At 62.7% G+C, this 25,551-nt stretch carries 23 protein-coding genes, 2 tRNA genes and 1 pseudogene; 17 read left to right on the forward strand and 9 right to left on the reverse strand.

The genetic code is table 11. The features are described 5' to 3' along the window. Positions 1 to 58: 58 nt before the first annotated feature. From JQ617_RS02170 to JQ617_RS02180, 3 genes are all read left to right on the forward strand, one after another. Positions 59 to 1,159 carry an NADH:flavin oxidoreductase gene (locus tag JQ617_RS02170; protein ID WP_212024064.1) on the forward strand — a complete coding sequence of 367 codons (1,101 nt, stop codon included), beginning with the start codon at positions 59 to 61 and terminating at the stop codon, positions 1,157 to 1,159. 187 nt (positions 1,160 to 1,346) lie between these two features. After that, positions 1,347 to 2,138 (forward strand): crotonase/enoyl-CoA hydratase family protein, encoded by a 792-nt coding sequence (locus tag JQ617_RS02175; protein ID WP_212024066.1) that lies wholly within the window; start codon positions 1,347 to 1,349, stop codon positions 2,136 to 2,138. A gap of 66 nt (positions 2,139 to 2,204) precedes the next feature. Further along, positions 2,205 to 2,996, forward strand: coding sequence for an SDR family oxidoreductase (locus JQ617_RS02180; RefSeq protein ID WP_212024068.1), 792 nt, complete (start codon positions 2,205 to 2,207; stop codon positions 2,994 to 2,996). Between the two features lie 59 nt (positions 2,997 to 3,055). On the opposite strand, the gene JQ617_RS02185 is transcribed toward JQ617_RS02180, so the two are convergent. From JQ617_RS02185 to JQ617_RS02195, 3 genes are all read right to left on the reverse strand, one after another. Continuing rightward, positions 3,056 to 3,514, reverse strand: a complete 459-nt coding sequence (locus JQ617_RS02185; RefSeq protein WP_212024070.1) for a MaoC family dehydratase — start codon at positions 3,512 to 3,514, stop codon at positions 3,056 to 3,058. A gap of 120 nt (positions 3,515 to 3,634) precedes the next feature. Beyond that, on the reverse strand, positions 3,635 to 4,492 hold the full coding sequence (locus JQ617_RS02190) for an alpha/beta fold hydrolase (protein WP_212024072.1): 858 nt from the start codon (positions 4,490 to 4,492) through the stop codon (positions 3,635 to 3,637). Positions 4,493 to 4,538: 46 nt separating this feature from the next. Beyond that, positions 4,539 to 5,372 (reverse strand): enoyl-CoA hydratase/isomerase family protein, encoded by an 834-nt coding sequence (locus JQ617_RS02195; protein ID WP_212024074.1) that lies wholly within the window; start codon positions 5,370 to 5,372, stop codon positions 4,539 to 4,541. Between the two features lie 84 nt (positions 5,373 to 5,456). Between JQ617_RS02195 and JQ617_RS02200 the strand changes: the two genes are divergently transcribed. The 8 genes and pseudogenes from JQ617_RS02200 to JQ617_RS02235 all read left to right on the forward strand — a co-directional run bounded on the left by JQ617_RS02200 (position 5,457) and on the right by JQ617_RS02235 (position 15,267). Further along, positions 5,457 to 5,903: a winged helix-turn-helix transcriptional regulator gene (locus JQ617_RS02200; RefSeq protein ID WP_212024076.1), complete on the forward strand. Its 447-nt coding sequence runs from the start codon at positions 5,457 to 5,459 to the stop codon at positions 5,901 to 5,903. Between the two features lie 153 nt (positions 5,904 to 6,056). Further along, positions 6,057 to 6,386 (forward strand): annotated as a pseudogene (locus JQ617_RS02205) (winged helix-turn-helix transcriptional regulator); the annotation flags it as partial. 544 nt (positions 6,387 to 6,930) lie between these two features. Then, positions 6,931 to 7,845 carry a LysR family transcriptional regulator gene (locus JQ617_RS02210; RefSeq protein ID WP_212024080.1) on the forward strand — a complete coding sequence of 305 codons (915 nt, stop codon included), beginning with the start codon at positions 6,931 to 6,933 and terminating at the stop codon, positions 7,843 to 7,845. A 113-nt stretch (positions 7,846 to 7,958) separates the two neighbouring features. Next, positions 7,959 to 10,037 (forward strand): hydantoinase/oxoprolinase family protein, encoded by a 2,079-nt coding sequence (locus JQ617_RS02215; protein ID WP_212024082.1) that lies wholly within the window; start codon positions 7,959 to 7,961, stop codon positions 10,035 to 10,037. Then, positions 10,034 to 11,800 carry a hydantoinase B/oxoprolinase family protein gene (locus JQ617_RS02220; protein WP_212024084.1) on the forward strand — a complete coding sequence of 589 codons (1,767 nt, stop codon included), beginning with the start codon at positions 10,034 to 10,036 and terminating at the stop codon, positions 11,798 to 11,800. Before JQ617_RS02215 ends, JQ617_RS02220 begins: the two co-directional genes overlap by 4 nt. Positions 11,801 to 11,834: 34 nt before the next feature. Beyond that, positions 11,835 to 12,827: a Bug family tripartite tricarboxylate transporter substrate binding protein gene (locus JQ617_RS02225; RefSeq protein ID WP_212024086.1), complete on the forward strand. Its 993-nt coding sequence runs from the start codon at positions 11,835 to 11,837 to the stop codon at positions 12,825 to 12,827. Positions 12,828 to 12,908: 81 nt separating this feature from the next. Continuing rightward, positions 12,909 to 13,880 (forward strand): fumarylacetoacetate hydrolase family protein, encoded by a 972-nt coding sequence (locus JQ617_RS02230; RefSeq protein ID WP_212024088.1) that lies wholly within the window; start codon positions 12,909 to 12,911, stop codon positions 13,878 to 13,880. 43 nt (positions 13,881 to 13,923) lie between these two features. Further along, entirely contained in the window at positions 13,924 to 15,267 is a 1,344-nt protein-coding gene (locus tag JQ617_RS02235; RefSeq protein ID WP_212024090.1) for an MFS transporter, read from the forward strand. 564 nt (positions 15,268 to 15,831) lie between these two features. On the opposite strand, the gene JQ617_RS02240 is transcribed toward JQ617_RS02235, so the two are convergent. Both JQ617_RS02240 and JQ617_RS02245 read right to left on the reverse strand, forming a co-directional pair. Continuing rightward, positions 15,832 to 15,906: transfer RNA gene (locus tag JQ617_RS02240), tRNA-Thr, on the reverse strand. 161 nt (positions 15,907 to 16,067) lie between these two features. Continuing rightward, positions 16,068 to 16,520 carry a hypothetical protein gene (locus JQ617_RS02245; RefSeq protein WP_212024091.1) on the reverse strand — a complete coding sequence of 151 codons (453 nt, stop codon included), beginning with the start codon at positions 16,518 to 16,520 and terminating at the stop codon, positions 16,068 to 16,070. Positions 16,521 to 16,820: 300 nt separating this feature from the next. Here JQ617_RS02245 and JQ617_RS02250 point away from each other — a divergent pair, with 300 nt between their 5' ends. Together JQ617_RS02250 and JQ617_RS02255 are read left to right on the forward strand one after the other, a co-directional pair. Next, a complete protein-coding gene (locus JQ617_RS02250; RefSeq protein WP_212024093.1) occupies positions 16,821 to 17,306 on the forward strand; it encodes a hypothetical protein in 486 nt (161 codons plus the stop codon). Positions 17,307 to 17,350: 44 nt separating this feature from the next. After that, positions 17,351 to 17,848, forward strand: a complete 498-nt coding sequence (locus tag JQ617_RS02255) for a hypothetical protein (protein ID WP_212024095.1) — start codon at positions 17,351 to 17,353, stop codon at positions 17,846 to 17,848. A gap of 79 nt (positions 17,849 to 17,927) precedes the next feature. Here the strand turns inward: JQ617_RS02255 and rlmB are convergent, their stop codons facing one another. Further along, on the reverse strand, positions 17,928 to 18,758 hold the full coding sequence (gene rlmB, locus JQ617_RS02260; RefSeq protein WP_212024097.1) for a 23S rRNA (guanosine(2251)-2'-O)-methyltransferase RlmB: 831 nt from the start codon (positions 18,756 to 18,758) through the stop codon (positions 17,928 to 17,930). A gap of 217 nt (positions 18,759 to 18,975) precedes the next feature. On the opposite strand from rlmB, the gene JQ617_RS02265 reads away from it, so the two are divergent. Then, a tRNA-Tyr gene (locus JQ617_RS02265) sits at positions 18,976 to 19,061 on the forward strand. Between the two features lie 144 nt (positions 19,062 to 19,205). On the opposite strand, the gene JQ617_RS02270 is transcribed toward JQ617_RS02265, so the two are convergent. Both JQ617_RS02270 and JQ617_RS02275 read right to left on the reverse strand, forming a co-directional pair. Further along, positions 19,206 to 20,237 (reverse strand): LLM class flavin-dependent oxidoreductase, encoded by a 1,032-nt coding sequence (locus tag JQ617_RS02270; RefSeq protein WP_212024099.1) that lies wholly within the window; start codon positions 20,235 to 20,237, stop codon positions 19,206 to 19,208. 136 nt (positions 20,238 to 20,373) lie between these two features. Further along, positions 20,374 to 21,297 carry a LysR family transcriptional regulator gene (locus JQ617_RS02275; protein ID WP_212024101.1) on the reverse strand — a complete coding sequence of 308 codons (924 nt, stop codon included), beginning with the start codon at positions 21,295 to 21,297 and terminating at the stop codon, positions 20,374 to 20,376. A gap of 112 nt (positions 21,298 to 21,409) precedes the next feature. On the opposite strand from JQ617_RS02275, the gene JQ617_RS02280 reads away from it, so the two are divergent. From JQ617_RS02280 to JQ617_RS02290, 3 genes are read left to right on the forward strand one after another with little or no spacing between them, the layout of a single operon-like run. Next, positions 21,410 to 22,768 (forward strand): MFS transporter, encoded by a 1,359-nt coding sequence (locus tag JQ617_RS02280; protein ID WP_212024103.1) that lies wholly within the window; start codon positions 21,410 to 21,412, stop codon positions 22,766 to 22,768. Continuing rightward, positions 22,765 to 23,268: a GAF domain-containing protein gene (locus tag JQ617_RS02285; RefSeq protein WP_212024105.1), complete on the forward strand. Its 504-nt coding sequence runs from the start codon at positions 22,765 to 22,767 to the stop codon at positions 23,266 to 23,268. Before JQ617_RS02280 ends, JQ617_RS02285 begins: the two co-directional genes overlap by 4 nt. Positions 23,269 to 23,285: 17 nt before the next feature. Then, positions 23,286 to 24,533, forward strand: coding sequence for a metal-dependent hydrolase family protein (locus tag JQ617_RS02290; protein ID WP_212024106.1), 1,248 nt, complete (start codon positions 23,286 to 23,288; stop codon positions 24,531 to 24,533). 43 nt (positions 24,534 to 24,576) lie between these two features. Here JQ617_RS02290 and JQ617_RS02295 read toward each other — a convergent pair whose 3' ends face one another. Beyond that, positions 24,577 to 25,551, reverse strand: coding sequence for an NADPH:quinone oxidoreductase family protein (locus JQ617_RS02295; RefSeq protein WP_212024108.1), 975 nt, complete (start codon positions 25,549 to 25,551; stop codon positions 24,577 to 24,579).

Consider the following 25,551-nt stretch of genomic DNA (forward strand, 5'->3'; position numbering starts at 1 on the left):
AATGTCCAGCGCGGGTGATTTGAGCCCGTAACACGACCAACTTACTGATGGAGCATGGATGTCTAGCGACGTTCTTTTCCGGCCTTTCAAGCTGAAAGGGCTGAATCTGCCGAACCGCGTCGTGATGGCGCCGATGACGCGCTCATTCTCTCCGGGCGGAATTCCGACCGAAGACGTCGCGCTGTACTACCGCCGCCGTGCCGAAGGAGCTGTTGGGTTTATCATTTCGGAGGGGACGGGCGTAGATCGTCCAGCATCGCTGAATGATCCGAACGTTCCCCGCTTCCACGGAGTGAAGGAGCTGGCTGGGTGGCGGCGTGTGGTTGACGCGGTGCATGACGCGGGCGGCCTGATGGCACCGCAGCTATGGCATGTCGGGGCCGTTCGCACCCGCACCCCGGATTGGTCTCCTCCGGGTCCCTACGACAGTCCGTCGGGTCTGTCGCGACCGGAGAAGAAGTTCGGCGAGCCGATGAGCGGAGAGGACATCGCAGACGCCATTCGCGCTTTCGCCGATGCAGCGCTTGCGGCGAAGCGCCTGGGATTCGACGCGGTCGAATTGCATGGCGCGCACGGCTATCTGATCGATCAATTCTTCTGGGAGGGTACCAATCGCCGGGAGGACGCCTATGGAGGCAAGGACCTGCCGGGCCGGGCCCGGTTTGCCGCTGATATCGTTCACGCGGTGCGCAAGTCGGTCGGACCGGACTTTCCGATATTGCTCCGCATCAGCCAGTGGAAGCAGCAGGACTATGAAGTGAAACTGGCGGATACGCCTCGCGCGTTGGAAGCCTGGCTCAAACCTCTCGTCGACGCGGGGGTCGACATTCTGCATTGTTCGCAGCGCCGCTTCTGGGAGCCAGAGTTCGACGGCTCCGATCTGAACTTCGCAGGATGGGCCAAGAAGGTGACAGGCGTGCCGACGATTTCGGTCGGGTCGGTCGGTTTGACCGGCGAGTTCATCGCGGCTTACGGCGGGGAGAGCTCTCGCCCTGCATCCCTCGACGAGCTGATCCGCCGCCTGGACCGCGAGGAGTTCGATCTTGTCGCGGTGGGACGGGCGCTGCTTCAGGACCCGCAATGGGTCCTGAAGATACGCGACGGTCGGACGGAAGAACTGATGGCCTTCGAACGGACCGCGTTTGCTGCCCTGAGCTAAGGCTGCGCGATTGATGGTTTGGAGACGTGATTGTTTGCCGCTGGATAATGGTTGTCCAACCGCTTGGTGGCCGCGTTTCGGAGAAGGGTCCAGCTGACTGGCAAAGAAAAACCGGCTGCGCGCCAGCCGGCACGAGGAGCCTGCGCGCCGTTGCGCAGTCGCTTGGAAGCAAATTTGGAGACGAGCAATGAGCGACGCCAGGACCCAAGTCGGTCAGATTCGTACCGAGGTGCACGGGCATGTGTTCAAGATCATCATCGACAACGTGGCGAAGAAGAACTCTTTCAGTCCGCTGATGATGGCGCAGATGTCGGATGCTATGACGCTTCTCGATTGCACTGACGACTTTTGGGTCGGTGTTCTTTGTGCCGAGGGACCGGATTTCACAGCCGGGCTGGATATGCCGAAGTTCTTCGGACCCAAGGCCGAAAACACCGAGCTCAGGCCCGGTAACATCGATGCGTTCGCGCTGAAGAGCCGGTGTCGCAAGCCGATTGTGACGGCGGTACAGGGAATTTGCTTCACGATCGGCATCGAAATGATGCTGGCTGGCGATATCGTCGTGGCGGCCGACGATGCCCGGTTCTGCCAGATGGAATCCAAGCGCGGGATCGCGCCACTGGGCGGCGCGCACTTTCGCTATCTGACCCGTGCCGGTTGGGGAGACGCGATGTATCATTTGTTCCTGTGCGACGAGTTCAATGCGGCGCGGGCGCACAAGATCGGGTTTGTCCAAGAAGTCGTCCCTCCTGGCCAGCAGATCGCCCGCGCGATGGAAATTGCCGATTTGATCGCCAAGAACGCTCCAATCGGTATTCAGGTAACCAAGGAAGCCGCTCTGAAATACATCGAGGCCGCCGAAAAAGCTGCAATCGACTACATCCCGAAGATCAAGGATCGCGTCTTCAACAGCGAAGACATGAAGGAAGGCATCCAGTCTTTCGTGGAACGTCGTGCGGCCGTGTTTCGCGGGAAATAGAGACCCCGTTGAACCGAACGTAACCGCGCAGGCAAAACTGCGGCCGCCAAACTTGAGGATTTGACCATGGGAAGCGTCAAGAAGGCATTCGATCTCGCCGGCAAGAATGCCCTGATTACAGGGGGCTCCCGTGGCCTGGGGCTGCAGATTGCCGAAGCGCTGGGTGAGCAGGGGGCGAGACTCGTAATCTCCTCCCGCAAAGCACCAGATCTGGAAAAGTCTCAAGCCCATCTTGCTGGTCTCGGCATCAAGGCGGAGTGGATCGCGGCAGACAACTCCAAGGACGAGGAGGTCAAGCGGCTTGCAGACGAAGCGATTAAGAAGCTCGGGCGGGTGGATATTCTGGTGAACAATGCGGGCGCAACTTGGGGCGCGCCTACAGAAGATCATCCGATCGAGGCCTGGGACAAGGTGATGAACTTGAACGTGCGTTCGCTGTTCCTGCTGAGCCAGCAGGTGGCGAAGTACTCGATGATCCCGAACAAGTATGGCCGTATCATCAATCTTGCCTCGATCGCCGGCTTGTTTGGCAGCAGCGGGGATATGCAGACGGTGGCCTACAACACGAGCAAGGGTGCGGTGGTGAATTTAACGCGGGCGCTGGCGGGGAGTTGGGGCCGCTATGGAATTACTGTCAACGCCTTGGCGCCCGGTTTCTTCCCGTCGAGAATGACGAAGGGCACGATCGAGGCCGTCGGGGTCGAAAAGCTTGCCGCGGGTGCTCCGCTGCGACGCATTGGCGACGAGGACGATTTGAAAGGCGCCGCGGTTCTCTTCGCGAGCGATGCCGGCAAGCACATTACCGGACAGATTCTTGCCGTCGATGGTGGCCTGACTTCGGTATTGTCGTCGTCCTGACCTTTTTCGGCCTCGGCGCCTGCGGCTTCGGGAGGCGCAGTCGGCAACGGTGCAGCAGGCTAGGGGACCACGAGGGTCAAGGTCTCGGCGACCAAGGCCGGCTTTTCGCTGTTCTCGATCTCAATTACGGCGTTGCCCTTGATCAGCAAGCGCCCGTTGTCTTTCGGTTCGACGCCGGTCAAAGAAAGCTGAAGGCGAACACGACTGCCCGATTTTACCGGCGTCAGGAACCTGACCTTGTCGAGGCCATAGTTGAAGACGGCGGATGCATCAACAGGTACGAGCCCGAGGTTCATGCTCAAGGGTGCAATCAACGACAGGCTCAGGAAGCCGTGGGCGATGGTGCCGCCGGCGGCACTTTCCTTGCTCGCACGATCCGCGTCAACGTGGATCCATTGTCTATCGCCAGTGCACGCGGCGAACTGGTCGATCATGGACTGGTCGACGGTGACCCAACCGGATCGGCCGAGATCCCGACCTATGAAATCCCTGATCGCTGCGAGTGTGACCTTTGCCATCGTCGTGTCCGGGTCTTTAACTATTGCGTATCGGAATACTACCGTCCTGCTGCGAAGAGGGCCATAGGGCGGCCACACGACCACAGGATTTCGGTGTCGCCAGCCCCGGGCTCGTTCAATTCAGCTACGCAGGAAGGTCTTCACCTCCGCGGTAAAGTCTTCAAGGTGCTGGAACAGGAAGGCGTGTCCCGCATCACTGTACAGGACCAGCTTGGCGTTCGGCAGTTCCTGAACCGCCGCGTAGGAGGCGAGCGCATCGATCATGACGTCGTGAGCGCCATTGGCGTACAGCACCGGCAGAGTGATTTTCTTCAGGTTGGCTGTGACCTGCTCCCATGGTGCCGCCAGCGTCGCCGTGATGGCTGCGAGCTGGCCCATCGCGGCTTCCTCAGTGACGACGGGCGCATTCTTCGGCATCGCTGCGGCGATCTTGCTGAAGTGCTCGACGCCCTTGGCGCGGGCAGCATCAGTCTCCGGGTAAAAGAGGTATAGCGCATCCTCGGGGTCGGTTCTCGGCTTGAGCATGATGTTCGCGACCCGCTCGCCCATCGCAGGCATGCCCGGAGCAGAGCCGGAGCCGCTGCCGGCAACGATCAGTCTGCGAACGAGGTCGTGCCGCTTGAGCACGATGCCTTGGGCCACTACGCCACCGAAGGACCAGCCGAGGAGATCGACTTGGGTCAGGTCGAGGGCCTCGATGAAGGCGATGGCTCCGGATGCGTAGGCCTCCACAGTATTCATGGGTGCGCCCTCCGTGTAGCCAACGCCGACGTTATCGAACATGATCACATCGCGCTCGGCGGCCAGCGCTTCGACGAACTCCGGATCCCACCAGTCGATGGTGGCCCGAAAGCGATGCACCAGCACAAGAGGCACCCCCTTCCCGGGCCCGACCCTGCGGTACGCGTAGCGGGTTGATCCGACCTCGACGTACTGCGTTTTTGTGGTGGACGGGGAGTAGCTTGAAGTGGATGTCACGATGCGCTCCTTCGGGCTGTGTTGATCAGGGTCCGTCGCTCCGATGTCAGGAGGACAGTTTATGGTTGGCGATGCCGATGTATTCGCCCATGCGGAGCTCGAACTCGAGACCGAGCTGAGCGCTCATCTTTTGGGTGCCTGCTGCGCGGGCGATGAAGCCCGGCAGGGTGAGGGACTTGGCAAATTCGCTGAAGGCTGCGATCAGGTCGGCTTCCGGCGGGAGAGTCGCTCTGTTGATCAGCGCCTTGGCTGAGGCCAGCGACGCCTTGTCGAAGCTGGCAAGGCGGGCGGCCATCGCGTCCACGAAGCTGTCCAGTTCGGCATCGGGCAGGGTCCGCGTGACCCAGCCCCAGCGCTCGGCGAGTGCGGCGTCGTAGTCGCTACTGCTCAGGATCGCCTCAAGGGCCCGGTCGCGGCCGATCGCCCGGGGGAGGCGCTCGGTCCCTCCGCCCCCTGGCAGCAGTCCGGCTCCTACCTCCGGCTGGCCGAACATTGCCTTTTCCAGGCTCGCGTACCGCAGGTCGCAGGCCAGAGCCAACTCGTTGCCCGCGCCGCGGGTACGTCCGCGGATGGACGCGATCGAGATGAAGGGGGCTTTGGTGAGGCGAACGACGAGGTCGGTCCAGATCGGCAGCGCGCCCTTCTCCGGCGGAGGGAGGTCTCCGGCTGCGGCCAGGTCGAAGTGGTTCAGGAAAAAGTCCGCTACCGCGCTCTTGAACACGACGACCTGAAGCTCGGCATCCCGCTCGAACTCGCCGACAATGTCCGCCAATCGGGCAACCGTCTCAACTATCGCCACGTTCGCTGGTGGGTTCGAGAAGGTGATCGTGGCGAGACGGGGGCTGTTGCGCTCAAGGATCACAGTGCTCGGATTGCCCATTGGATTTCTCATTTCGATGTTGATCAGAGAATACAGCCCTGTTACTATCAATTTGATATCGAGTCAATATCAAAAAGATACGGTATGGAAGATCGTTCACCTCTCCAGTGCCCCGTCGCTCGCGGCCTTGATTCCATAGGAGACGCGTGGAGCATTCTCGTCCTGCGCGATGCCCATGCGGGCCTCACCCGATTTGACCAGTTCAGGAAGAGTCTTGGGATTGTCCCGACTATGCTGACGAAACGCCTCAAGGCGCTGACGGAAGATGGCTTGCTGGAAAAGCGCCTCTACTCCGAGCGGCCTCCCCGCGAAGAATATGTCCTTACCGAAGCGGGGCGCGATTTCCTCCCCGTGCTCATGATGATTGGCGCGTGGGCGCACCGTTACTGCGGCGGCGAACTCGCACGGTATGTCGACGTCGAGTCAGGTGCGGAGATTCGGCCGATCGGAATAGATGCTGTTACGGGTGCAAAGCTCGGAACTCGGCCAATGCGGCTTAGCTTGGACCAGGAAGAGAAGTCTCGCGAGTGAAAGTATACTGAAACCCTACAACCTGCTCTTTGGAGTATCGAGGTCATGCGCTGACGCTGAAGCTAGGTGTCGAAAGTTTGCCCGGCGCGGTTAGCTAAGCTCAGTGGTTCTACAACGCGACCCGATCACGATGTATCTTTGCGAGGTTTAGCTATGGTACGACGCACAAGCTTTCGGACGGCCGAGTGCCCAGTTGCAAGATCTCTAGAAGTCGTAGGCGACTGTTGGTCGCTGCTCATCGTTCGAGATGCCGGTAGCGGCCTTCGGCGCTTTAGCGAATTTGAAAAGAGCCTTGGGGTCGCAAAGAACATTCTTGCTGCGCGACTCCGGCACTTAGTCGCGCACCAAATCATGAAAACCGCACCCGCATCGGACGGCAGTACCTACCTCGAGTATGTTCTTACATCCAAGGGAGACGCACTATCTCCGCTGTTAGGTGCGCTCCGGCAGTGGGGTGAGGATTTCTATCCAATACCAAGTGAATATGATGCCCCCATTCGGGCGAACATGTCTTTGGCCCGAAAGCTCGAAGCTTGTTCGGGACCGAGATCACGGCCAACTGGCCGTAACAAGTAGATGCTGAAATTCCATGACCGTGGCGGCTACTTCGGCGAAAATGCATGGGTCCGAAGACGCTTCAAGAACCCGTAGCCGGGCAAGGCTGGCGCGATCTTGAGATAGTTCATAAAAAACGATCAGGGCTATGGTGACGACGAGATAGCTCAGGATCCAAGCTCCGCACCCCGCCCACGGAACGACAGGCTGCAAGGAAGCGAGGACATGAAAGAAGGCATCCGGTCCTTCGTCGAACGTCGCTCGGCAGCGTTCTGCGGGAAATAGATCCCGCCGCCCCGATGCTCTTTCACGGATTAGGAATTGTTCTGCGGAAAGCATCAGGAAGGCAGTGGCAAGAACGGCCTTGTTATGTGAGGCTCCCGAGATCGCGAGGCACTAGGTGAGCAAGGCGCCCGGGCCGTGATCTCATCTCGCAAGACGAATCCGGTCATAGCTGCGGGGAAATTCAAGGATGGACATCGATTTGATCCGCCTGTTTGTCGCGGTGGTTGACGAGGGCGGCATCGCGCCGGCGGCTCGAACGCTTGAGCTTTCTCCGTCCTTGGTGAGCCGCCGGATTGCAGCCCTCGAAAGCGAATTCGGCGCACAGCTTCTCGTCCGTACCACCAGGTCCATGGCAACAACTCCGGCGGGAGCCGCTCTTTTGCATTGGGCACGAGGATCGATCACCGATTGGGGTAGAATTCGAGATGAAATTGGCGCGATGCAGGGACAGGCCACGGGCTTGGTAAGAGTGGCGACAAACGACTATGCGGCGGTGGAATACCTTCCGCCCATACTCGCCGAGTTTGTGGAGTTACAGCCAGCCATTCAGATCGCAGTGTCAATCGCGCAGGAACCGGCCCGGTTGCTCGATGGGCAATGCGATCTGGCGATCCATGCAGGGCGTCGGCCTGACGCGGAGCTGGTGGGGCGGCGAATATGGGAATACACGCGTCGTCTGGTTGCTTCTCCGGCCTATCTCGCGCGAAAAGGGACACCGCGAACCCTGTCAGAATTGACGAGCCATTCCTGCCTTACACATACGGTTAGCGAGCCGTCGGAGTGGTATTTTGAGGATTCCGAGCGAAAGCTCGTGCCGCTCAGAGTTCGATCGCAACTGTCGGCGGACAGCTGGACGATGCTGCTACAGTTGGCACTTTCGGGAGCCGGCATAGCCAGACTTTCTGACGCTCTCGTCCATAACGCCATAACTGACGGCCGACTGGTGGAACTGTTCCAGGAATTCCGCTCCGTGTACCCCGACGGCGACCCGCCAGCTATGTGGGTCTTGGCCGCTCATAAGGATCCTCCTTTGCGTATCCGTCTGCTTGCGGATCACATCGCCCAAAAACTGCTGGTGTACAGGCAAGCCAGATCGCGTTGATCCATTCGTGCAGAATCTGCACGAAGCTCGATCATTCCGGATGGCTACACAATGCCGTCACGCTTCATCATTCTCCTCGACAACGAAAATAGGAAATCTTCGGGGAGGGGTATTTGTCCCACTTCATCGCGGCCGATACCGGCGGAACGTTCACCGACGTCGCAGTCTATGACGCGGCCCGGCAAAAGATTTCGTTCGCCAAATCCCTCACGACCTACGGCGATCTCGTGGACGGGGTCGTTGCGGGCATCGACGAGGCCAAGGGCGACTTCGGATCCGCGGTCGCGCTGAAACACGGCACCACCCACGTCATCAACGCATTTCTGCAGCGCAAGGGCGCCCGAGCCGCTCTCGTGTGCACGCGCGGATTTCGGGATGTGATCGAACTTGCCCGCGGAAACCGTCCGGCGCCGTTCGACATCGCTGAACGACGAGAAGCGCCGTTGATCGCGCGAGCGCTGCGCTTCGAGCTAACCGAACGGATATCTCCCACCGGTGCGGTGATCCAAGCCCTCGACGAGGACGAGGTCGTGGCGTTGGCCTCCACATTGCGGGATGCACGCGTGAGCGCGGTCGCGGTCTCTTTCCTCAATTCCTACGCCAATCCCGCTCACGAACAAAGAACGATAGAGATGCTCGGCAAGCTGTTGCCGGGTGTCTATTTCACGTCGGGATCCGCATTGTCGCGCGAATGGTTCGAGTACGAACGGTCGACGACGGCTGCGGCCAACGCCTACGTGGGGCCCGCGATCGCCACGTATGCCGCAGGATTCACCAAGTGCCTCCGCGACAAAGGTTTCGGCGGCGACCTGGCGATGATGGGATCCAACGGCGGCATCATGTCATTCGAGGCGGCCGTGGAGCGGCCGGTTGCCCTAGTCGAATCGGGTCCGATCGGTGGCGTGATCGCGGCGGCCGAATATGCGCGCGCCCTGGGACTGAACAAAGTGGTGGCCTTCGATATGGGGGGCACGACGGCAAAGTGTGCGCTGGTCGAGGACGGCTCGTTCGCGGTCCAGCCGACCTACTGGGTCGGCGGGTATGTTCGGGGCTTCCCAATCAGGAGCCCCGTGCTGGATATCGTCGAGGTAGGCGCGGGCGGCGGGTCGATCGGCTGGACCGATGCCCAGCGTCGTCTGCGGGTCGGACCACGCAGTGCCGGCTCCGAGCCTGGGCCGGCTTGCTTTGGTAGGGGTGGTACCGAGCCGACCGTGACGGACGCCAATTTGCGATTGGGTCGCATCGGCGGTGGCAGTTTTCTCGGCGGTCGTCTGTCGCTCGATGGAAAGGCCGCCGAAACCGCGATCCGCGATCGCGTTGCCGTCCCGCTCGGATATGGAAGCGGAGAAGAGGCCATCACGCGCGTGGCGCACGGGATTCTCGATCTTGCCACGACCCTGATGGCCGGCGCGGTCAAGGAGATCACGGTAGCTCGCGGATACGACGTCCGCGAGTTCGCTCTTCTGGTCTTCGGAGGCGGAGGGCCGATCTTCGGCGCCGAGCTCGCCAGAAATCTCGGCATCCGACGCGTCGTCGTCCCCCCGGAGCCGGGCAACTTCTCCGCGTTGGGAATGTTGATGGCCAACGCGCGGGTCGATCTGGCGCAGAGCATCATTGCGGATCTTTCAGAATCCGGAATTGCGACGCTAGTTTCGGTCCGCGATAAGCTGCGCCAAGATATCCAACTCGAAGCAGAACGTGAACTGACCGGCAAGGCGATTACGTATCATTGGCAAGCCGATATGCGTTACCGCGGCCAGAGACACAGCATTCCTGTTGATTTCAACGGCGACCCATCCGCCAACGGTCTCAAGGAATCCTTCGAGGCGGCCTACAGAAAACGCTTCGGACGCATGCTCGGCCACGACTTCAAGCCGGAAGTGGTCGGTTTGCGCGTATCTGCCGAAAGTGCCGGCGATCGTCCCTCACTGAAAGTTCTGTCGCCTGGCCTGCGCGGTGCCGCCGTAGCTCCGGCGCCCGCGTCGCACCGGCCAATGCATCTGCGGCCTGGAGGGTGGGTCGATGTGCCTGTGTGGAAGCGTGACCACCTGCCGGTCGGATGGACGACGACCGGGCCGGCGGTGATCGAAGAGTACGGCTCCACGACCCTCGTTGGTCCCGGCGATGTCGCGACCGTCGGAGCGCTCGGCGAATTGACCATAGCAGTCGCTGGACACGGAGCGGAACGATGAACATCGCTATGTCGCGCGGCGTGGTGGACGATCCGATCGATATCGAAATCCTCCGACACGAAATTCTCTCGATCCCCAATCAGATAGAAAAGAACATCGAGCGAAGCGCATTCAGTCCGCTCGTGCAGGAATACAAGGATTACTCCGTAGGTCTGGTCGATCCCGAGGGATCGTTGATCGCGCAGTCGCGAGGCAGCCTGCCGATCTTCGTCGCCAACGCGCTCGGTACCGGCATTCGAGAGGCGATCTCAGTGCATGGCGCGGACAATCTGGTGCACGGAGACGCAATCCTAACCAACTCGGCTGCGACCCTCGGGCAGCACCTGAACAACGTCGTCTTGCTCACCCCGATACGCGAAGGGGGCGACGCCAACGGTCCACTGATCGGCTTTTTTGCCGTCCTGGTCCACTGGATTGACCTTGGCGGCTCGGCACCCGGCTCGAGCACCGGCACGGATACCACCGACGTTTGGCAAGAAGGAATTCAGTTTCCGTGCATGCGCCTCCTGGACGCCGGCCGACGCGTCGAGGATGTTTTCCGGCTATGCGCTGTCAACAGCCGCTTCCCGAAATTGCTCCTCGGTGATTTGGAAGCTCAGCTGGCCGGATGCTTGCTCGGCCGAGACATGCTGCTCGACATTGCGCGAAGACGGGGCGTCGATCTGCTTAAGGTGACTTTCGACAGCATGCGGCGGCAAGCGCGTGAGGCTGCGGCAAGCGTGATCGCAGCTATTCCACCGGGCGAATACGTCGCGGAAAGCTTTCTCGATGGCGAGGGCAACGGCCCCGTCCCGATCCGCGTCAAAGTGCGTCAAGTCGACGGACGCCTGGTCGTCGACCTTTCTGGACTGGGCCCGCAAATGGCGGGCCCGTCGAATGCCGGACGCAACGGGGGTGCGATCGCGGCCGCGCGTATCGCGGCGAAGTATCTTCTCACGCCCCAGGAACCGGTCAACCAGGGCGACTTCGATCTGCTCGACGTCGAGGCCCCCGACGGTACCTTCCTTACGGCCCGGACGGGAGCGCCAATCGGCGGCTCGGGGAATACCATTCCGACCGTAGTGGACACGATTCTGAAAGCCATGGGTGAAGCGGTGCCAGCCAACGCGATGGCCGCGCATCACGGGACCTACGGAGTTCATGTAATCTTCGGGCGTCTACCCGACACGGACGAGTTGTTCACCAATCTCGATACGGTGACCGGCGGTTGGGGCGCCACCGCTTCGGAAGACGGTGCATTTCCGCTTCGCTCGAACGCTCATGGCGATGTCCCCGACATTCCGGTCGAAATGCAGGAAGCGCTTTATCCCTTCATGTTGACGAGAAAGGCGCTCCGACCAGACAGCGGCGGGGCCGGCAGACGAAGAGGGGGTCTCGGGGTCGAGAAAGAGTACCGAGTGACACACCCGTGCACGATGAACCTCAAGTTCGAACGAGGCAAGTGCCCGCCGTGGGGCGTGGCAGGCGGCAAAGCCGGACAGACCTGCTTCGTCGAAGTGCTGCGAGAAGACGGCACGCAGGTTCGAACGTGGAAGGGAAGTTACCCTCTCGGTCCGGGTGATCGTATTCGCGTCGTGTCCGGCGGCGGAGGCGGCTACGGAGCGCCCCACGAGCGAGAAACGGCGCGCGTGGCGGCCGACGTCGAAGCGGGATACGTCAGCCGCGAAAGCGCCTTCGAAGATTATGGCGTCGTCTTCGGACCGAACGGTGGAGTCGACGAAGAAAGCACCCGGAGGCGACGAGAAGCCCTGAGGCGTGCGTGAACACGCGCGGAAAGCTGAAAAAGGGAGGGCCATCGTGAAGATTGCAACAGGTATTGATCGGCGAGCATTGCTCGCCGCCGGCGTAGGTCTTGTTTTGCCGCGTCGCGGCAGCACGAGCGAGGCTTGGCCCACGCGCAACGTGCAGATCTTAGTCGGCTTCGGTGCAGGCGGCGTAACCGATGTCTCCACCCGCCTCTTGGCCGAGGGACTAAGGTCTCGGCTCCCGAAGCCCATCGTCATCGAAAACCGGGTAGGAGCAAGCGGCATGATCGCGGCTCTTACCGTCGCGCGCGCCACCCCGGACGGCCACACTCTCCTAGGCATGCCGGGCACGATAACGATCGCGCCCTCCGTCCTGAGGGACGTTCCGATAGACGTGCGGCGCGACCTCCAGCCGATCACGATCTTCGCTACCTCGCCCAACGTGATGGTCTCATCCACGAATTTCACCGCCAAAACTCTGCAGGAGTTTGTGAGCCTGCTCCGCAGCAAGCCTCGTGACGAGTTCGCCTACGCGTCGTCCGGCGTCGGCACCACGGTTCATCTGATGGCAGGAATGTTTGAGCGCGCCGCCGACATTAAGATGCGTCACGTGCCTTTCCGGAGTTCCACCGATTCGATCCAGTCGGTTATCGCCGGCGAATTGCCCGTCGTCTTCTCGTCCTTGAACTCGGCACTCCCGTTCATCCAATCGGGCGTCGTCCGCGCGCTCGGCGTTGCGACGGAGCAGCGCTCGCCTCTTTTGAAGGATGTGCCGACCTTCCAGGAGATCGGCCTCGCGGACGTGAAGTCCGACACGTGGTTCGGACTGTCCGGGCCGGCCGGCATGCCTCGCCCTATCGTCGATGAGATCGCATCCCTATGCGCTGCCGTGATCGACGGCGTCGCGGCCAGCGGCAAACTCGCCGCTCTGGGTGCGGAGCCTCTGAACCTCGGCCCCGACGCATCGCGCGAACGTATGGATCGCGAGCTTACCGCGTTCGCGCAGCTGACAGCGGCGATGGGCATCCGTCCCGATCAACAGTGACGATGCGTCGCACGATTCCAATGTGCTTTTCTTCAACGTGATGTCGGGCGATGAACCAGGCATCCAAATTCGGGAAGCCCCATGAAACTCGCAACTTTCAGTGTCGGTCATGAACAGGCGTGCGTTGGTCTTGTCGATCCGGAAGCGGGTCGCATTCGCGATCTGCTTGCACTCGCTAAGTCGACGGCAGGTGTCGATGAGACATCGTTCAGATCCATGATCGCCTTGATCGAAAGCGGCGACGCCGGACTCGACCAACTAGGCCGGCTCGCCAAGATCGTTGAAGGCGGCAATGTGGACGGATTGGCCCTCTCACAGGTGAAATTGCATGCGCCTCTGCCCGTTCCTCCGCAAATCCGCGACTGTTCGGTATTCGAGCAGCACATTCGCGACGCTCCCGTTGGGATGTCGCGCGTGAGGGCATCTCTCGGGATAGGCACCGAGATCGCGAGCTCCGAGGTTCCGGCAATCTATCGATCCCAGCCGCTCTATTACATATCGAACCGCTTCGGCGTGACCGGGCCGGACATGCCTATCGAATGGCCGCGATACAGCGAAGTGATGGACTTCGAGCTTGAAGTTGCTGTCGTAATCGGGCGCCGCTGCAAGAACGTATCGGTGGAGAGAGCGCCGGAGCAGATATTCGGTTTCACCATCCTCAACGATTTTTCCGCCCGTGATCAGCAAGCCAAGGAAATGGCCGGCGGCCTGGGGCCGACCAAAGGCAAGAGTTTCGACTGCGGAAATGCGATGGGACCGTGGATCGTGACCCGCGACGAAATCAGCTTGCCGCTCGATCTCGGGGCAGAGGTGCGCGTCAATGGACAGACTTGGGCAAAGACACGGACCAAGGGAATGCTCCATGGGATATCCGAAATAATCTCGTTCATCTCCACCGATGAAACCCTCCACCCCGGTGAAGTGATCGGCTCCGGGACTGTGGGGGGATGCTGCGGCCTGGAGATGGGGCGATTTCTCCAGGACGGAGATGTCGTCGAGCTCGACGTGGAGCGCATTGGCATTTTGAGGAATGCCATCAAGCGCCAAGTCTAGGCAGTTGCACCGACAAAAATAATGAAAATCGGCGGGAGGGACGATGGCCGAGGATATTGAAAGAGCGACGCTCAATCGCGTCATGTGGCGATTGATTCCGTTCATGGGCACCTGCTTCATGATCAATTGGCTGGACCGCAACAACGTGGCGTTCGCAGCCCTGACCATGAACAAAGACATCGGCCTTACGGCGACGACCTTCGGCGCGGGCGCCGGCATCTTCTTCTGGGGGTTCGTGCTGTTCGAGGTCCCGAGCAATCTAGCTCTCGCCAAATTCGGCGGAAGGATATGGATCGCCAGGATCATGATCACCTGGGGACTTTTCGCCGCCGGCATGGCGTTGGTCCAGGGCGAATATTCCTTCTACGCTTTGCGCTTCCTGCTTGGTGCTGCTGAAGGAGGATTCTATCCCGGCTCTCTCTATTTCCTCAGCCAGTGGGTACCAAGAAACTATCGCGGTCGCGTCTACGGATGGTTCGGAGCCTGCGCTACCGGCGCAGCGGTAGTGTCGGGGCCTTTGGCTGGGTACATCCTCCAGATGGACGGCGTGCTCGGCCTGGCTGGATGGCAGTGGCTCTTCATCTTCGAGGGGCTGCCCGCCACCATCCTCGGCGTCGTCTGCATCTTCTATCTTCAGGATCGACCGCAGCAGGCCAAATGGCTGACGGAACAGCAAAGGGCATGGCTGGTCGATGCTCTCAAAGCCGATCGGGCCGAGGATGCAGGTCGGCCCCGCGTTTCCATCCTCAGCGCGATGTTGGACCGTCGCGTCTTGACGCTTGCGGCGTGCTACTTCTTCTTCGGTTTCGGTCTTTATGGCGTGGGACTTTGGATGCCGTTGGTCATCAAGGAATTTGGATTCACGAACGTACAGATTGGATATCTCAGCGCGTTGCCGGCGATTTGCGCCATCTGCTGGATGAGCTTCTGGAGTTGGCATTCGGACCAGAAGAACGAACGGCGATGGCATCTGGTGATAACCGGCATGATCGGAGCGAGCGGCCTGATGCTCGTCGCTTGGCAATCGTCGAATATCTATCTCGTGATGCTCGGCTTCTGCATGACTGCGCTCGGCGTCTCCGTGACGTTCCCGATCATGATGACCTGGCCGACAGCCGCGCTTACCGGACCGGCGGCCGCAGCGGCCACTGCCGTCATCACCTCGATTGGAACATCTAACGGCTATTTCGGAGCGCAGATGATCGGAATATTTCGAGACATGACGGGCGACTTCCGGCTGGCGATGCTATTAACCGCTTGTGGAGTCGCGATTGCGCCTCTTGTGGTCGCGATCTTCGGTGGCTTTCTAAATTCGGCAAGATATACGATCAGCAAAACTGAAACGCCACGATCAGTTATAGCCAATCCGGAGGTGGCTAGTTCTTGACTTGAGTACCGCGACCGACGCCGGTGGAGGGCGTTCTGTTTGGCGGGAAGCTGAGCCCAAAATGCACATGCATGCGCGAACTGGTCCCCTTAGATTTGAGGCATGATAGAAGCTCCGATAAATCAGAGTCTCGCCTACGAGCGCGGCGAACGCTTGCAAAGCTCGATCTCCGGCGGCTCGGCCCGGCCGGTGCGGCCAGGGATTAGCGAAGAAAATCATTACACGTATCGCCCGGCAGGCCGGCGAACGGAGATGGCGCCTTTGGTCGCATATGTGTGGTCGCTGACAGCAGATGCGTCGTCGATTTCGACGCTTTGATCGGCGACAGGGTGAGTAGTAGGGACTTTCCACGATCACCCGGTCGGCGGTGAAAATATTTGGTCTGTGCACGAATCTTGGGCGCAATTTTTCGCTTGAACCGCCGGGAAATCGATCGCTTGAAAGGGCGGCGGATCCGAACGAATCTGATTGCCTCTGATGTAGCCCCTTGTATCCCCAAGGTCTAGTTGTCGCGCCTGCGGGAAAACTTCGGGCTACATTTCTGTGCTAAGTTATTGTAAACACTGGTGCCGGCTGAGGGGATTGAACCCCCGACCTTCGGTTTACAAAACCGCTGCTCTACCGCTGAGCTAAGCCGGCGACGCCAACAAACGGGCAGGGCCCGGCATGTTCCGGGGTTGTCCGCCCGTGCGCGCCGAATACCAGACTTGATCGGAAAGTGCCAGAACCGCGGTCGCCGCCGCGAGCATGAATCAGGCGGCCCGAGGGCCGCCTGAGCTGTTGCGTTCGACCTGAGCTGCTTACTGGCAGATGTGCCGCCGGCCGTCTTCGCCCTTGGTCCAGGTACCGGGTCTGCACACGATGCCGTTGCGGGCCGCATAGGCGTCCCAGTTGCCGTACCAGGCGGGGCCGCCGCGGTCGTAGCTCGCATAGGAATTGCCCCAGCCCTGGAACGGCGCGGCGGCGACCGCTGCTGCGGTTCCGACGGCTGCGCCGGCCACGGCGCCCGCCGTGTCGAGCGGCCAGAAGCCCGACTGCCGCTCATCGTTGGGATACACTTGGTTGCGGGCCATGTGACGCCGGCGATAGGCGCGATCGGTGGTGGCATTGCCGGCACCGAGATTCTGGCAATTGGGATCCTGGAAGAGGCCCGTGCAGCGGCCCGAATTGTCGACGGTCGTTTGCGCGAAAACCGGTGTTGCCAGCGTGGACGCGAGGATCGCGGCCAAGCCAAGAAGCCTTGGGCTCGTCATGGCATTTTCTCCATGTTGTTGAGACCTGTGCTAAGTGCGGCATCCCGCAGTCGTTCCGCGGATTCTCGCATGCGGGGTCACATCGACGTGAACCCGCCGAGGATGTGCAGTTTGTGCCGCGCAACCTCGCTTGAGCGCGCGGTGCGATCGCGCCGCGTTAACGTTTCGCTAGTGCGCGTTTCGGCATTTGAGCGGCCATCGATGCTTACGCGTTAGGCTTACCGGAAATTGGTGAGGGAGCCTTAACCCTCTCTGCGCAGCGATCGGATAGGTTGCGCTCCGGATAACCGGGGCCTTCTCATGCGCGCCATGGCGCTCGCTGCCATTCTGATCGGACTGCCCGCGACGGCGTTTGCCGACGGCGGCTTCGATATCGTGGTGCCCGGCCGTCCCGGCGTGCCCATCATCATCAACAACATCGATGCGTCCTATGCCGTCGTCGAAGGCGTGTGGGGCCTCGGCAAGAACGTCCAGGTGCAGCCGACGATCTATGGCGGACGCTATATCGCCGAACGTCAACCCTCCGACGTCGGCCATTACTATCCGACGCTGGGCTTGCGGCCCGGTTACGGCCGGCTCGAGGTCGAGCCGCCCGCGAACCGCAAATTGCCCAAGCCCGCCGAAGGCTATCACCAGAGCTGGGGCGCGTCGTCCGCGCCGCTGCCGGTGCAGATGGATCCGCCGGTCGATCCTCCGCCGGTGATCTACGCGCCAGAGATCAACGATCGTCCGCGACCGCCCCGGCCGCGGCCGCGTGCACAGGTGCCCGGCAGGCCGCCGGGTTAAGAAACGACAAGATCCAACAAAACGGAAATCAACAGGAGAGAGTAATGCGTCAAATGATTTCGGGACTGGTCGCGGCAGCTGCCGTGATGTTTGTCGGGGCCGCGCCTGCCGCGGCTTGCGGCTTCAGCACGTGCGCACCCGTTGCGCCGGTCTTTAGCGGCTGCAACACCGGCTGCGGCGGTTACGGCTACGGCTACGGTGCCGGCTATGGCTACGGCGCCTATGAGCGTCTCGCCGAGCCGACCACGCAGTACTATTACGTCAACCAGGGCCCGACCTATACCGGCCCGGGCGCCTTCGCGCCGTATCCGACCTATCGTGAGGACGCGGTCGTTGCGCCCGCCAATTACGGCTATGGCTATGGCTATCGCGCCGCCGCCTATCACCGCCCGTATTACCGTCCGTATCGCTACGGCTACGGCCCGCGCTACGGCTATCTGCCGCGCACGCACTACGGTTACGGCCCGCGCTACGGCTACGCCCACCGCCACGCGCCGATGCCGTATTACGGCGGTCACCGCGTGCTGCGCCGCTACTACTGATCTCTGATCGGTTGAGTTAAGCAAACGCCCGTCCGCGAGATGCGGACGGGCGTTTTGTTTTTCTCCGATGCGGCCGGGCCTACCGCTTCATCAGCCCGAGCCGGCTGGCGCCGACATAGAGCGCGAGCGCGGCGGCGTTGGAGACGTTGAGGCTCTTGATCTCGCCGGGCATGTCGAGCCGCGCCACCACGCTGCAGGTCTCGCGCGTCAGTTGCCGCAGGCCCTTGCCTTCGGCCCCCAGCACCAGCGCGAGCGGCTCGCGCAGCGTGACGTCCGCAATGTCCTCGCTGCCTTCGCTGTCGAGGCCGACGGTCTGGAAGCCGCGCTCGTTCAGCGCGGTGAGCGCGCGGGCGAGGTTTTGCACGGTGATCACAGGCACCAGTTCCAGCGCGCCGGAGGCGGCTTTCGCCAGTACGCCGGTCGCTTCCGGGCTGTGGCGCGCCGTCGTGACGATCGCCTTCACCGCGAACGCCGCCGCCGAGCGCAGGATCGCGCCGACATTGTGCGGATCGGTGATCTGGTCGAGCACCAGCACCATGCCTTCCTGCGTCAAGGTCTCGATGTCGGGCGAGGGCAGGGCATCGGCCTCGGCGAGCAGGCCCTGATGCACGGCGTCGGGCGACAGCAGCCGGTCGATCTCCTGGGGACGGACGATCTCGGGGGTGACGCGGGTCGCGATGTTCTCGTCCGCGAGGCGCTTTGCCGCGTTCTCGGTCAACGTCAGCTTGCGAATCCGCCGCTGGGGGTTGGCCAGCGCCATGGAAACGGAGTGCCAGCCATAGAGGATGACCGGCCCGTCGGCTGCCGAATCGCGGTCGCGGCGGGCCGGGCGGCCGGCCGATTTCTCGGTCTTCTTGAAGGGCTTACCGTCCCGGCGGCGGCCCTTGGGTGCGAATTTTCGATCGTTCATGGCTGCGCTTGTGTCACGGGTTCCGGAATATGGCAATTTGGCCATCTCCTGAGGCCATTATGGGCCATTTTCCCCGAACGCGTCGGTTGACTTTGCCCCACCGCTTCGCCCATAAACGCGCCCGGTCGCGCCCCCATCCGGGCTGTCGCGGCCTTCACGTTCCATGGCCGTCTTCGGTCCGCCGGCAAGGTCCGGCCCGATTGTGCTGCCGTCGAGCGGGGGAGTGTCCCGAGTGGCAAAGGGAGCTGACTGTAAATCAGCCGCCTCATGGCTTCGCAGGTTCGAGTCCTGCCTCCCCCACCAGCCTTCGCTCGCTTCGCGAGCTACGGCTAGGCAAGCCAGTTTAAGTGCTTGTGGCGCGAAGCGAGCGAAGGCTGTCGCGCCGTAGCCCGAAGGGCGCAGGCGGACTGGTCCCAAATGTGACGCACAGGCGGGCTGTGTCGAAGCTTACCCCATCATCTCCCGCACCAGCGGCACCACCTTCCGTCCATAGAGCTCGATGCTTGTCATCAGCTTCTCGTGCGCCAAAGGCCCGGCCGAATATTTCAGCTGGAAGCGCGAGATCCCGAGCGCCTTTGCGGTCTTCGCGATCTTGCGCGCCACCGTCTCCGGCGAGCCGACATAGAGCGAGCCGTGCTCGGCCTCGTTCACGAACTCGTCGCGGCCCATCGGCGGCCAGCCGCGCTCCTTGCCGATGCGGTCGCGCATCGCCTTGTAGTCGGGCCACAGCTCCTCGCGTGCCTGCGCATCGGTCTCGGCGACATAGCCGGGCGAGTGCACGCCGATCGGCTGCGCCGGGCGCCCGAATTCCTTGAAGGCGCGGTGATAGAGATCGACGAAGGGCGCAAAGCGCGCGGGATCGCCGCCGATGATGGCAAGCATCAGCGGCAGGTCGTAATGCGCGGCGCGGACCACGGATTGAGGGCTGCCGCCGACGCCGATCCAGGTCTTGAGCCGGCCGTTCTCGACCGGCGGATAGACCAGCTGATTGCGCAGCGGCGGACGCAGCTTGCCTTCCCAGCTCACCGGCTGCTGCGACAGCAGCGCCGCGAACAGATCGAGCTTCTCTTCGAACAGCTCCTCGTATTTGCGCAGGTCGAAGCCGAACAGCGGAAAGGATTCGGTGAACGAGCCGCGACCGAGGATCACCTCGGCGCGGCCGTTGGAGAGCGCGTCCAGCGTCGCAAAGCGCTGGAAGACGCGGATCGGATCGTCCGAGCTCAGCACCGTCACGGCCGAGCCGAGATGGATACGCTTGGTGCGCGCCGCGGCCGCCGCCAGCACGGTCTCGGGCGAGGAGATCGCAAAATCAGATCGGTGATGCTCGCCGAGCCCGATGAAGTCGAGGCCGAGCTCGTCGGCCAGCACGGCTTCATCGACGACGTTGCGGATCACCTGCGCATGCGCAAGCATGCTGCCCGCGCCGTCCTTGGTCACGTCGCCGAAGGTATCCAGTCCGAATTGAAGCGGTGCGGTCATCGCTGAGGCCTCTGGGCGCGCTTGCGCCTGTCGCATATGGGGGGAGATCGTTTTGCGGAGGAGCTAGGCCGCTGCCGCCGGTGCAACAATGCTGTTCCGGGAAACGCAGCGTTTCCTCTTTTTCATCATCCCGCGCTCAATCCGAGCTGGCGAACATCTCGACCAGGGTCTCGCGCAGCCAGCGCTGCGCCGGCACGGTGTCGTTGCGCTGGTGCCAGAACAGGCTGACGATCCGCGGCGGCGCCTTGAGCGGAAGCGGCATCGCATGCAGGAACGGCGCATGCCGGGACTGCGAACGCAGATCGCTCGGCAGCACGGCGATCAGGTCGGACTGGCGCACGACCTCGTAGGCGGCGCTGTAATGATTGACGGTCGCGACCAGATTGCGCGATTGGCCGCGCGAGGCGAGGAAGAGATCGTAGGACGGCATGGTCTTGCCGGCGAGGCTCACGTCGACATGGCCCGCGTTGAGGAAGGTCCGCGTGCTCAGCCGCTTCTGCGCGGCCAGCGGATGGCCGCGCCGCATGAAGCAGGCGTAGTCGACGGTCCACAGCGAGCGCGAGCGAATGGAGGCCGGTTGCTGCGCCTCGTTGACATAGACGCTGAGCACGCAGTCCACCCTGTTGTCCTCGAGCTGGTCGGCGATCTCGACGACGGTGTTGGGCACGGTGTGGACGCGCGTCTTGGGCGCGACCTTGCCGAGATGGCCGAGCAGGTTCGGCATCACCAGCGAGGAGACGTAGTCCGACATCGACAGGCTGAATTCGGTCTGCGCGCGGGCGGGATCGAACACCTGCTCGTCGAGCGCGCCGCGCACGCTCTCCAGCGCCTCGCCGATCGGCTCCCACAGCACCACGGCGCGCTGGGTCGGGCGGATGCCGGTGCCGGACCTGACGAACAGGGGATCGCCGAGCGCGTCGCGCAGCCGCGCCAGCGCGTTGCTGACCGCGGGCTGGGTCATCGTCAGCGCGCTCGCCGCGCGCGTGACGCTGCCTTCGGTCATCAGCGCCTCGAAGACTTTCAGCAGGTTGAGATCGAGCGCGCGGAACGACACGAACATTCACTACAGTGATATATTAGATCATAATTATAAATTATGACGATAATGTCACTTTGTCTATGGTTTCCTCCCGAGCGGCGCGCCGGGCCCGTGACATCCGAGGGGGACTTTCATGTCGATGATATCGGCGCGCATCGAGCGCCTTCCGTTCGCACGCTTCCACATGCACCTGCTGCTGATGGGCGGGCTCGGCTACATGTTCGACGCGATGGACGCGGCGGTGCTGGCCTTCATCCTGCCGGTGCTGCGCACGGCGTGGAACCTGACCAGCGTGCAGATCGGCGTGCTCGGCAGCAGCACCTATATCGGTTTCCTGTTCGGCGCGTTGTTCGCGGGCACGCTGGGCGACCTGATCGGTCGCCGTGCCGTGATGATGTCGGCGCTGGCGCTGTATTGCGTGGCATCGATCGTCAGCGCGATGGTGGACAGCTGGCCGTCCTTCTTCGCCGCCCGCGTCGTCGCCGGCATGGGCACCGGTGCGGAGAGCGCGATCATCGCACCTTATCTCGCCGAGTTCGTCGCGCGGCGTTACCGCGGCAGCTTCACCGGCGCGCTCGCCGGTTTCTTCTCCTTCGGCTTCGTTGCCGCGGCACTGCTCGGCTACTTCATCGTCCCCGCCTATGACAATGGCTGGCGCATCGTGCTGGTCATCACCGCTGTGCCCGTGGTCATGCTGCTGTGGTGGCGCCGGGCGCTGCCGGAATCGCCGCGCTGGCTCGAAAGCCGGGGACGGGAGAAGGAAGCCGAAGCCGTGCTCGACAGGATCGAGGCGAGCTTCGCGCGCGAAGGCCGTGTCTTGCCGCCGCCGGTCGTCGAAGCCGCAGCGCCCACGGGGACGGGCGGAACGCTGCTGGCGAATTTCGCGGCGCTTCTTGCGGCCCGCCAGGCCCGCATCACCATCATGACGTGGATCATGTGGCTGGCGATCACCTTCAGCTATTATTCCTTCTTCGTCTGGATCCCCGGCCTCCTGGTCCAGAACGGCATGAGCATCACCAAGAGCTTCGCCTATTCGATCGCGATCTATTGCGCGCAGATTCCCGGCTATTTCAGTGCCGCGTATTTCAACGAGCGGATCGGCAGGCAGGCGACGATTGCGACCTACATGGTGCTCGGCGGCGTCAGCGCGCTCGGGCTCGCCTTCGCGCAGAGCGACCAGCAGATCATGGCTGCGGGAATCTTCCTGTCGCTGTTCATGAACGGCACCTACGCGGGCGTCTATGCTTATACCGCCGAGGTATTCCCGACGCCGGTCAGGACCACGGGCGCGGGGCTCGCTTCCGCAATCGGCCGCATCGGCGCGATCGTCTCGCCGATCCTGGTCGGTTATCTCTATCCGAATTTCGGCTTCGCCGGCGTGTTCGGTATCACCACCAGCGTGCTGCTGATCGGTGCGCTCACCGTCGTGGTGATGGGCGTGCCGACCCGCGGCCGTTCGCTGGAAGAGATTGCGGCGGGCGAAGTCGCATGACGCGGACGAAAGTTACGGCTGATCCATTGCTGTGCGCCGTCGCGGCGTCGCAGGGCAGGGTAGATCAGCCGGCTGCACTGTTCGCGGCGCTGGATGACGCCATGAAGTCGGCGATCGGGCACAAGCTGTTCACGATCCTGACCTATGACGACGACACCGGGGAAGCGGCGAGGGTCTATTCCAATCTGCCCGGTCCCTATCCGACCGGTGGACGCAAGCGCCTCGCACCAGGCCCGTGGACCGAGGCCGTGCTCGATCGCGGCGAGGCCTATATCGGCTACAACAGGGATGATCTGCGCACCGTCTTCGCCGATCATGAGCTGATCGCCTCGCTCGGCTGCGAGAGCGTGCTCAACATGCCCGTACGCTGGCGCGGCCGCACGCTCGGATCGCTCAACCTGCTTCACGAGGCGGGCTGGTACGGCTACGACGATGCCGCCGCATGCCTTCCCTTCGCCCAGCTCGCGCTGCCCGCGCTGCTGACGGCGACTTCATCCTGACCGGACAGGACACAACCATGCCCAGCATTCTCTTCAAGAACGCCGCTCTGCTCGATCCGCTCCAGCCGGACTTGCTGGAGGGACAACACGTGCTGGTCGAAGACAATCTGATCAAGGAGGTCTCCGACCGGCCGATCCAGGCCACCGCCGATCGCACCATCGATCTGAAGGGCAAGACGCTGATGCCCGGTCTGATCGACCTGCACGTGCACGCCATCGCCGTCGAGCTCAATCTGGCGCAGCAGGTGCACATGCCGAACGTGCTGGTGACGCTGCGCTCGACGCTGCTGCTGCGCGGCATGCTCCGGCGCGGTTTCACCACTGTCCGCGATGCCGGCGGTGCCGGCCACGCGCTGAAGCAGGCGATCGAGACCGGCCTCACCGACGGGCCGCGGCTGTTCGTCTCCGGCCGCGCGCTTAGCCAGACCGGCGGCCACGGCGACATGCGGGCACGCTCGGATTTCCTCGCGAGCGACGCGCCGTGTCCGTGCTGCGTACGGGTGGGCGCATTGGCGCGCGTTGCCGACGGCGTCGACGGCGTGCGCAAGGCCGCGCGCGAAGAGCTCCAGATGGGCGCCGACCAGATCAAGATCATGGCCTCCGGCGGCGTCGCGTCGCCGACCGATCCGGTCGGGGCCTTCGGCTACTCCGAGGACGAGATCCGCGCCATCGTCGAGGAGGCGCGCGGCCGCCAGACCTATGTGCTCGCGCACGCCTACACCGCTGCCGCGATCGAACGCGCGGTTCGCTGCGGGGTACGCACCATCGAGCACGGCAATCTGGTCGATGCGCCGACCGCGCGGCTGATGGCCGAGAAGGGCGCCTATGTGGTGCCGACGCTCGTCACCTACGAGGCGCTGGCGAACGAGGGCGCCCAATACGGCCTGCCGGCCGAGAGCGTCGCCAAGATCGCCGATGTGCGCGACGCCGGCCTGCGCTCGCTCACGATCTATCGCGATGCCGGCGTGAAGATGGGCTTCGGCAGCGATCTGCTCGGACCTTCCCAGCGCCTGCAAAGCGACGAGTTCCGCATCCGCGCCGAGATTCTCGGGCCCCGTGCCGTGATCGCCAGCGCGACGGCGATCGGTGCCGAGGTGCTCGGCATGGAGGGCAAGCTCGGCCGCATCGCGCCGGAGGCCATCGCGGATCTGCTGGTGGTCGACGGCAACCCGCTGCGCGATGTCGCCTGCCTGCTCGGCCAAGGCGAGCACATTCCGCTGGTGATGAAAGCGGGCAAGGTCCAGTTCGACCGGCTGAACGCGTAATCGCCGCCGCATCGCGCGCATGTGCGCGCGCCGATGCGGCGTCCTATTTCGCGATGCGCACGACCATCTTGCCGAGCGCCCCGCGCGTCTGCATAGTCCTGAACGCCTCGCGAAATTCTTCCAGCGCGAAGACGCGGCCGACCACGGGCTTCAGCTCGCCGTTGGCGAGCCAGTTCATCAGCTCCGACATCAGGCGCTTCTGCAATTCGGGCTCGCGCGTTGGAAGCTGCGCGAGGTCGACGCCGAGCAGGGCACCGCCCTTCAGCAGCGGCAGATTGAACGGCAGCGCGGGGATGGCACCCGCGGCGAAGCCGACCACCAGATGGCGTCCGCGCCAGGCGATCGATCGAAAAGCCTGCACCGAGATTTCGCCGCCGACGGGGTCGAAGATCACGTCGGCGCCGTGCCCGTTGGTCAACTCCTTCAGCGTGTCGCGCCAGCCGGTCTGCGTGTAGTCGATGTCGGCGTCGGCGCCGTGCGTCCGCGCGAATTCGCGCTTGTCCGGCGTCGATGCCGCTGCGATCAGGCGGGCGCCGAGCAGCTTGCCGATCTGCACCGCCGCGGTTCCCGTGCCGCCGGCTGCGCCCAGCACGAGCAGCTGCTCGCCCGCGCACAGCGCGGCGCGTCCGCTCAGCGCATAGAGCGCCGTCAGGTAGTTGGCCCGAAACGAGGCGGCGACCTCGGCCGCAACGCCGTCCGGCAAAGGATGGAGTGCTGAGGGGCCAACGACAATCTCCTCGGCAAGCGCGCCTGACCGCGTCATGCCCATCACGCGCATGCCGGGTTCGAAACCACCGGCCGCGCCTTCGGTCACGACGCCTGCGAACTCCGTGCCGGGAATGAAGGGCAGGGGATCCTTGGTCTGATAGCGTCCCTCGATCTTCAAACCGTCGACAAAGCCAATCCCCGCCGCCTCCACCCGGACGCGCAGTTGTCCGGGCTCGATGCGCGGGGACGGAACGTCCTTCAGCTCGATCTGATCGATGGACGCGTATTGCTCGACGACGACGGCTTTCAT

This window comes from Bradyrhizobium sp. KB893862 SZCCT0404, from assembly GCF_018130885.1.
Classification (GTDB): domain Bacteria; phylum Pseudomonadota; class Alphaproteobacteria; order Rhizobiales; family Xanthobacteraceae; genus Bradyrhizobium; species Bradyrhizobium stylosanthis.

What these genes read in the sequence shown, in the direction of transcription:
- JQ617_RS02170 (WP_212024064.1), top strand. Translation starts at nt 59, where the DNA reads ATGTCTAGCGACGTTCTTTTCCGGCCTTTCAAGCTGAAAGGGCTGAAT.
- JQ617_RS02175 (WP_212024066.1), top strand. Translation starts at nt 1,347, where the DNA reads ATGAGCGACGCCAGGACCCAAGTCGGTCAGATTCGTACCGAGGTGCAC.
- JQ617_RS02180 (WP_212024068.1), top strand. Translation starts at nt 2,205, where the DNA reads ATGGGAAGCGTCAAGAAGGCATTCGATCTCGCCGGCAAGAATGCCCTG.
- JQ617_RS02185 (WP_212024070.1), bottom strand. Translation starts at nt 3,514, where the DNA reads ATGGCAAAGGTCACACTCGCAGCGATCAGGGATTTCATAGGTCGGGAT.
- JQ617_RS02195 (WP_212024074.1), bottom strand. Translation starts at nt 5,372, where the DNA reads ATGGGCAATCCGAGCACTGTGATCCTTGAGCGCAACAGCCCCCGTCTC.
- JQ617_RS02200 (WP_212024076.1), top strand. Translation starts at nt 5,457, where the DNA reads ATGGAAGATCGTTCACCTCTCCAGTGCCCCGTCGCTCGCGGCCTTGAT.
- JQ617_RS02210 (WP_212024080.1), top strand. Translation starts at nt 6,931, where the DNA reads ATGGACATCGATTTGATCCGCCTGTTTGTCGCGGTGGTTGACGAGGGC.
- JQ617_RS02220 (WP_212024084.1), top strand. Translation starts at nt 10,034, where the DNA reads ATGAACATCGCTATGTCGCGCGGCGTGGTGGACGATCCGATCGATATC.
- JQ617_RS02230 (WP_212024088.1), top strand. Translation starts at nt 12,909, where the DNA reads ATGAAACTCGCAACTTTCAGTGTCGGTCATGAACAGGCGTGCGTTGGT.
- JQ617_RS02235 (WP_212024090.1), top strand. Translation starts at nt 13,924, where the DNA reads ATGGCCGAGGATATTGAAAGAGCGACGCTCAATCGCGTCATGTGGCGA.
- JQ617_RS02245 (WP_212024091.1), bottom strand. Translation starts at nt 16,520, where the DNA reads ATGACGAGCCCAAGGCTTCTTGGCTTGGCCGCGATCCTCGCGTCCACG.
- JQ617_RS02250 (WP_212024093.1), top strand. Translation starts at nt 16,821, where the DNA reads ATGCGCGCCATGGCGCTCGCTGCCATTCTGATCGGACTGCCCGCGACG.
- JQ617_RS02255 (WP_212024095.1), top strand. Translation starts at nt 17,351, where the DNA reads ATGCGTCAAATGATTTCGGGACTGGTCGCGGCAGCTGCCGTGATGTTT.
- rlmB (WP_212024097.1), bottom strand. Translation starts at nt 18,758, where the DNA reads ATGAACGATCGAAAATTCGCACCCAAGGGCCGCCGCCGGGACGGTAAG.
- JQ617_RS02270 (WP_212024099.1), bottom strand. Translation starts at nt 20,237, where the DNA reads ATGACCGCACCGCTTCAATTCGGACTGGATACCTTCGGCGACGTGACC.
- JQ617_RS02275 (WP_212024101.1), bottom strand. Translation starts at nt 21,297, where the DNA reads ATGTTCGTGTCGTTCCGCGCGCTCGATCTCAACCTGCTGAAAGTCTTC.
- JQ617_RS02280 (WP_212024103.1), top strand. Translation starts at nt 21,410, where the DNA reads ATGTCGATGATATCGGCGCGCATCGAGCGCCTTCCGTTCGCACGCTTC.
- JQ617_RS02285 (WP_212024105.1), top strand. Translation starts at nt 22,765, where the DNA reads ATGACGCGGACGAAAGTTACGGCTGATCCATTGCTGTGCGCCGTCGCG.
- JQ617_RS02290 (WP_212024106.1), top strand. Translation starts at nt 23,286, where the DNA reads ATGCCCAGCATTCTCTTCAAGAACGCCGCTCTGCTCGATCCGCTCCAG.
- JQ617_RS02295 (WP_212024108.1), bottom strand. Translation starts at nt 25,551, where the DNA reads ATGAAAGCCGTCGTCGTCGAGCAATACGCGTCCATCGATCAGATCGAG.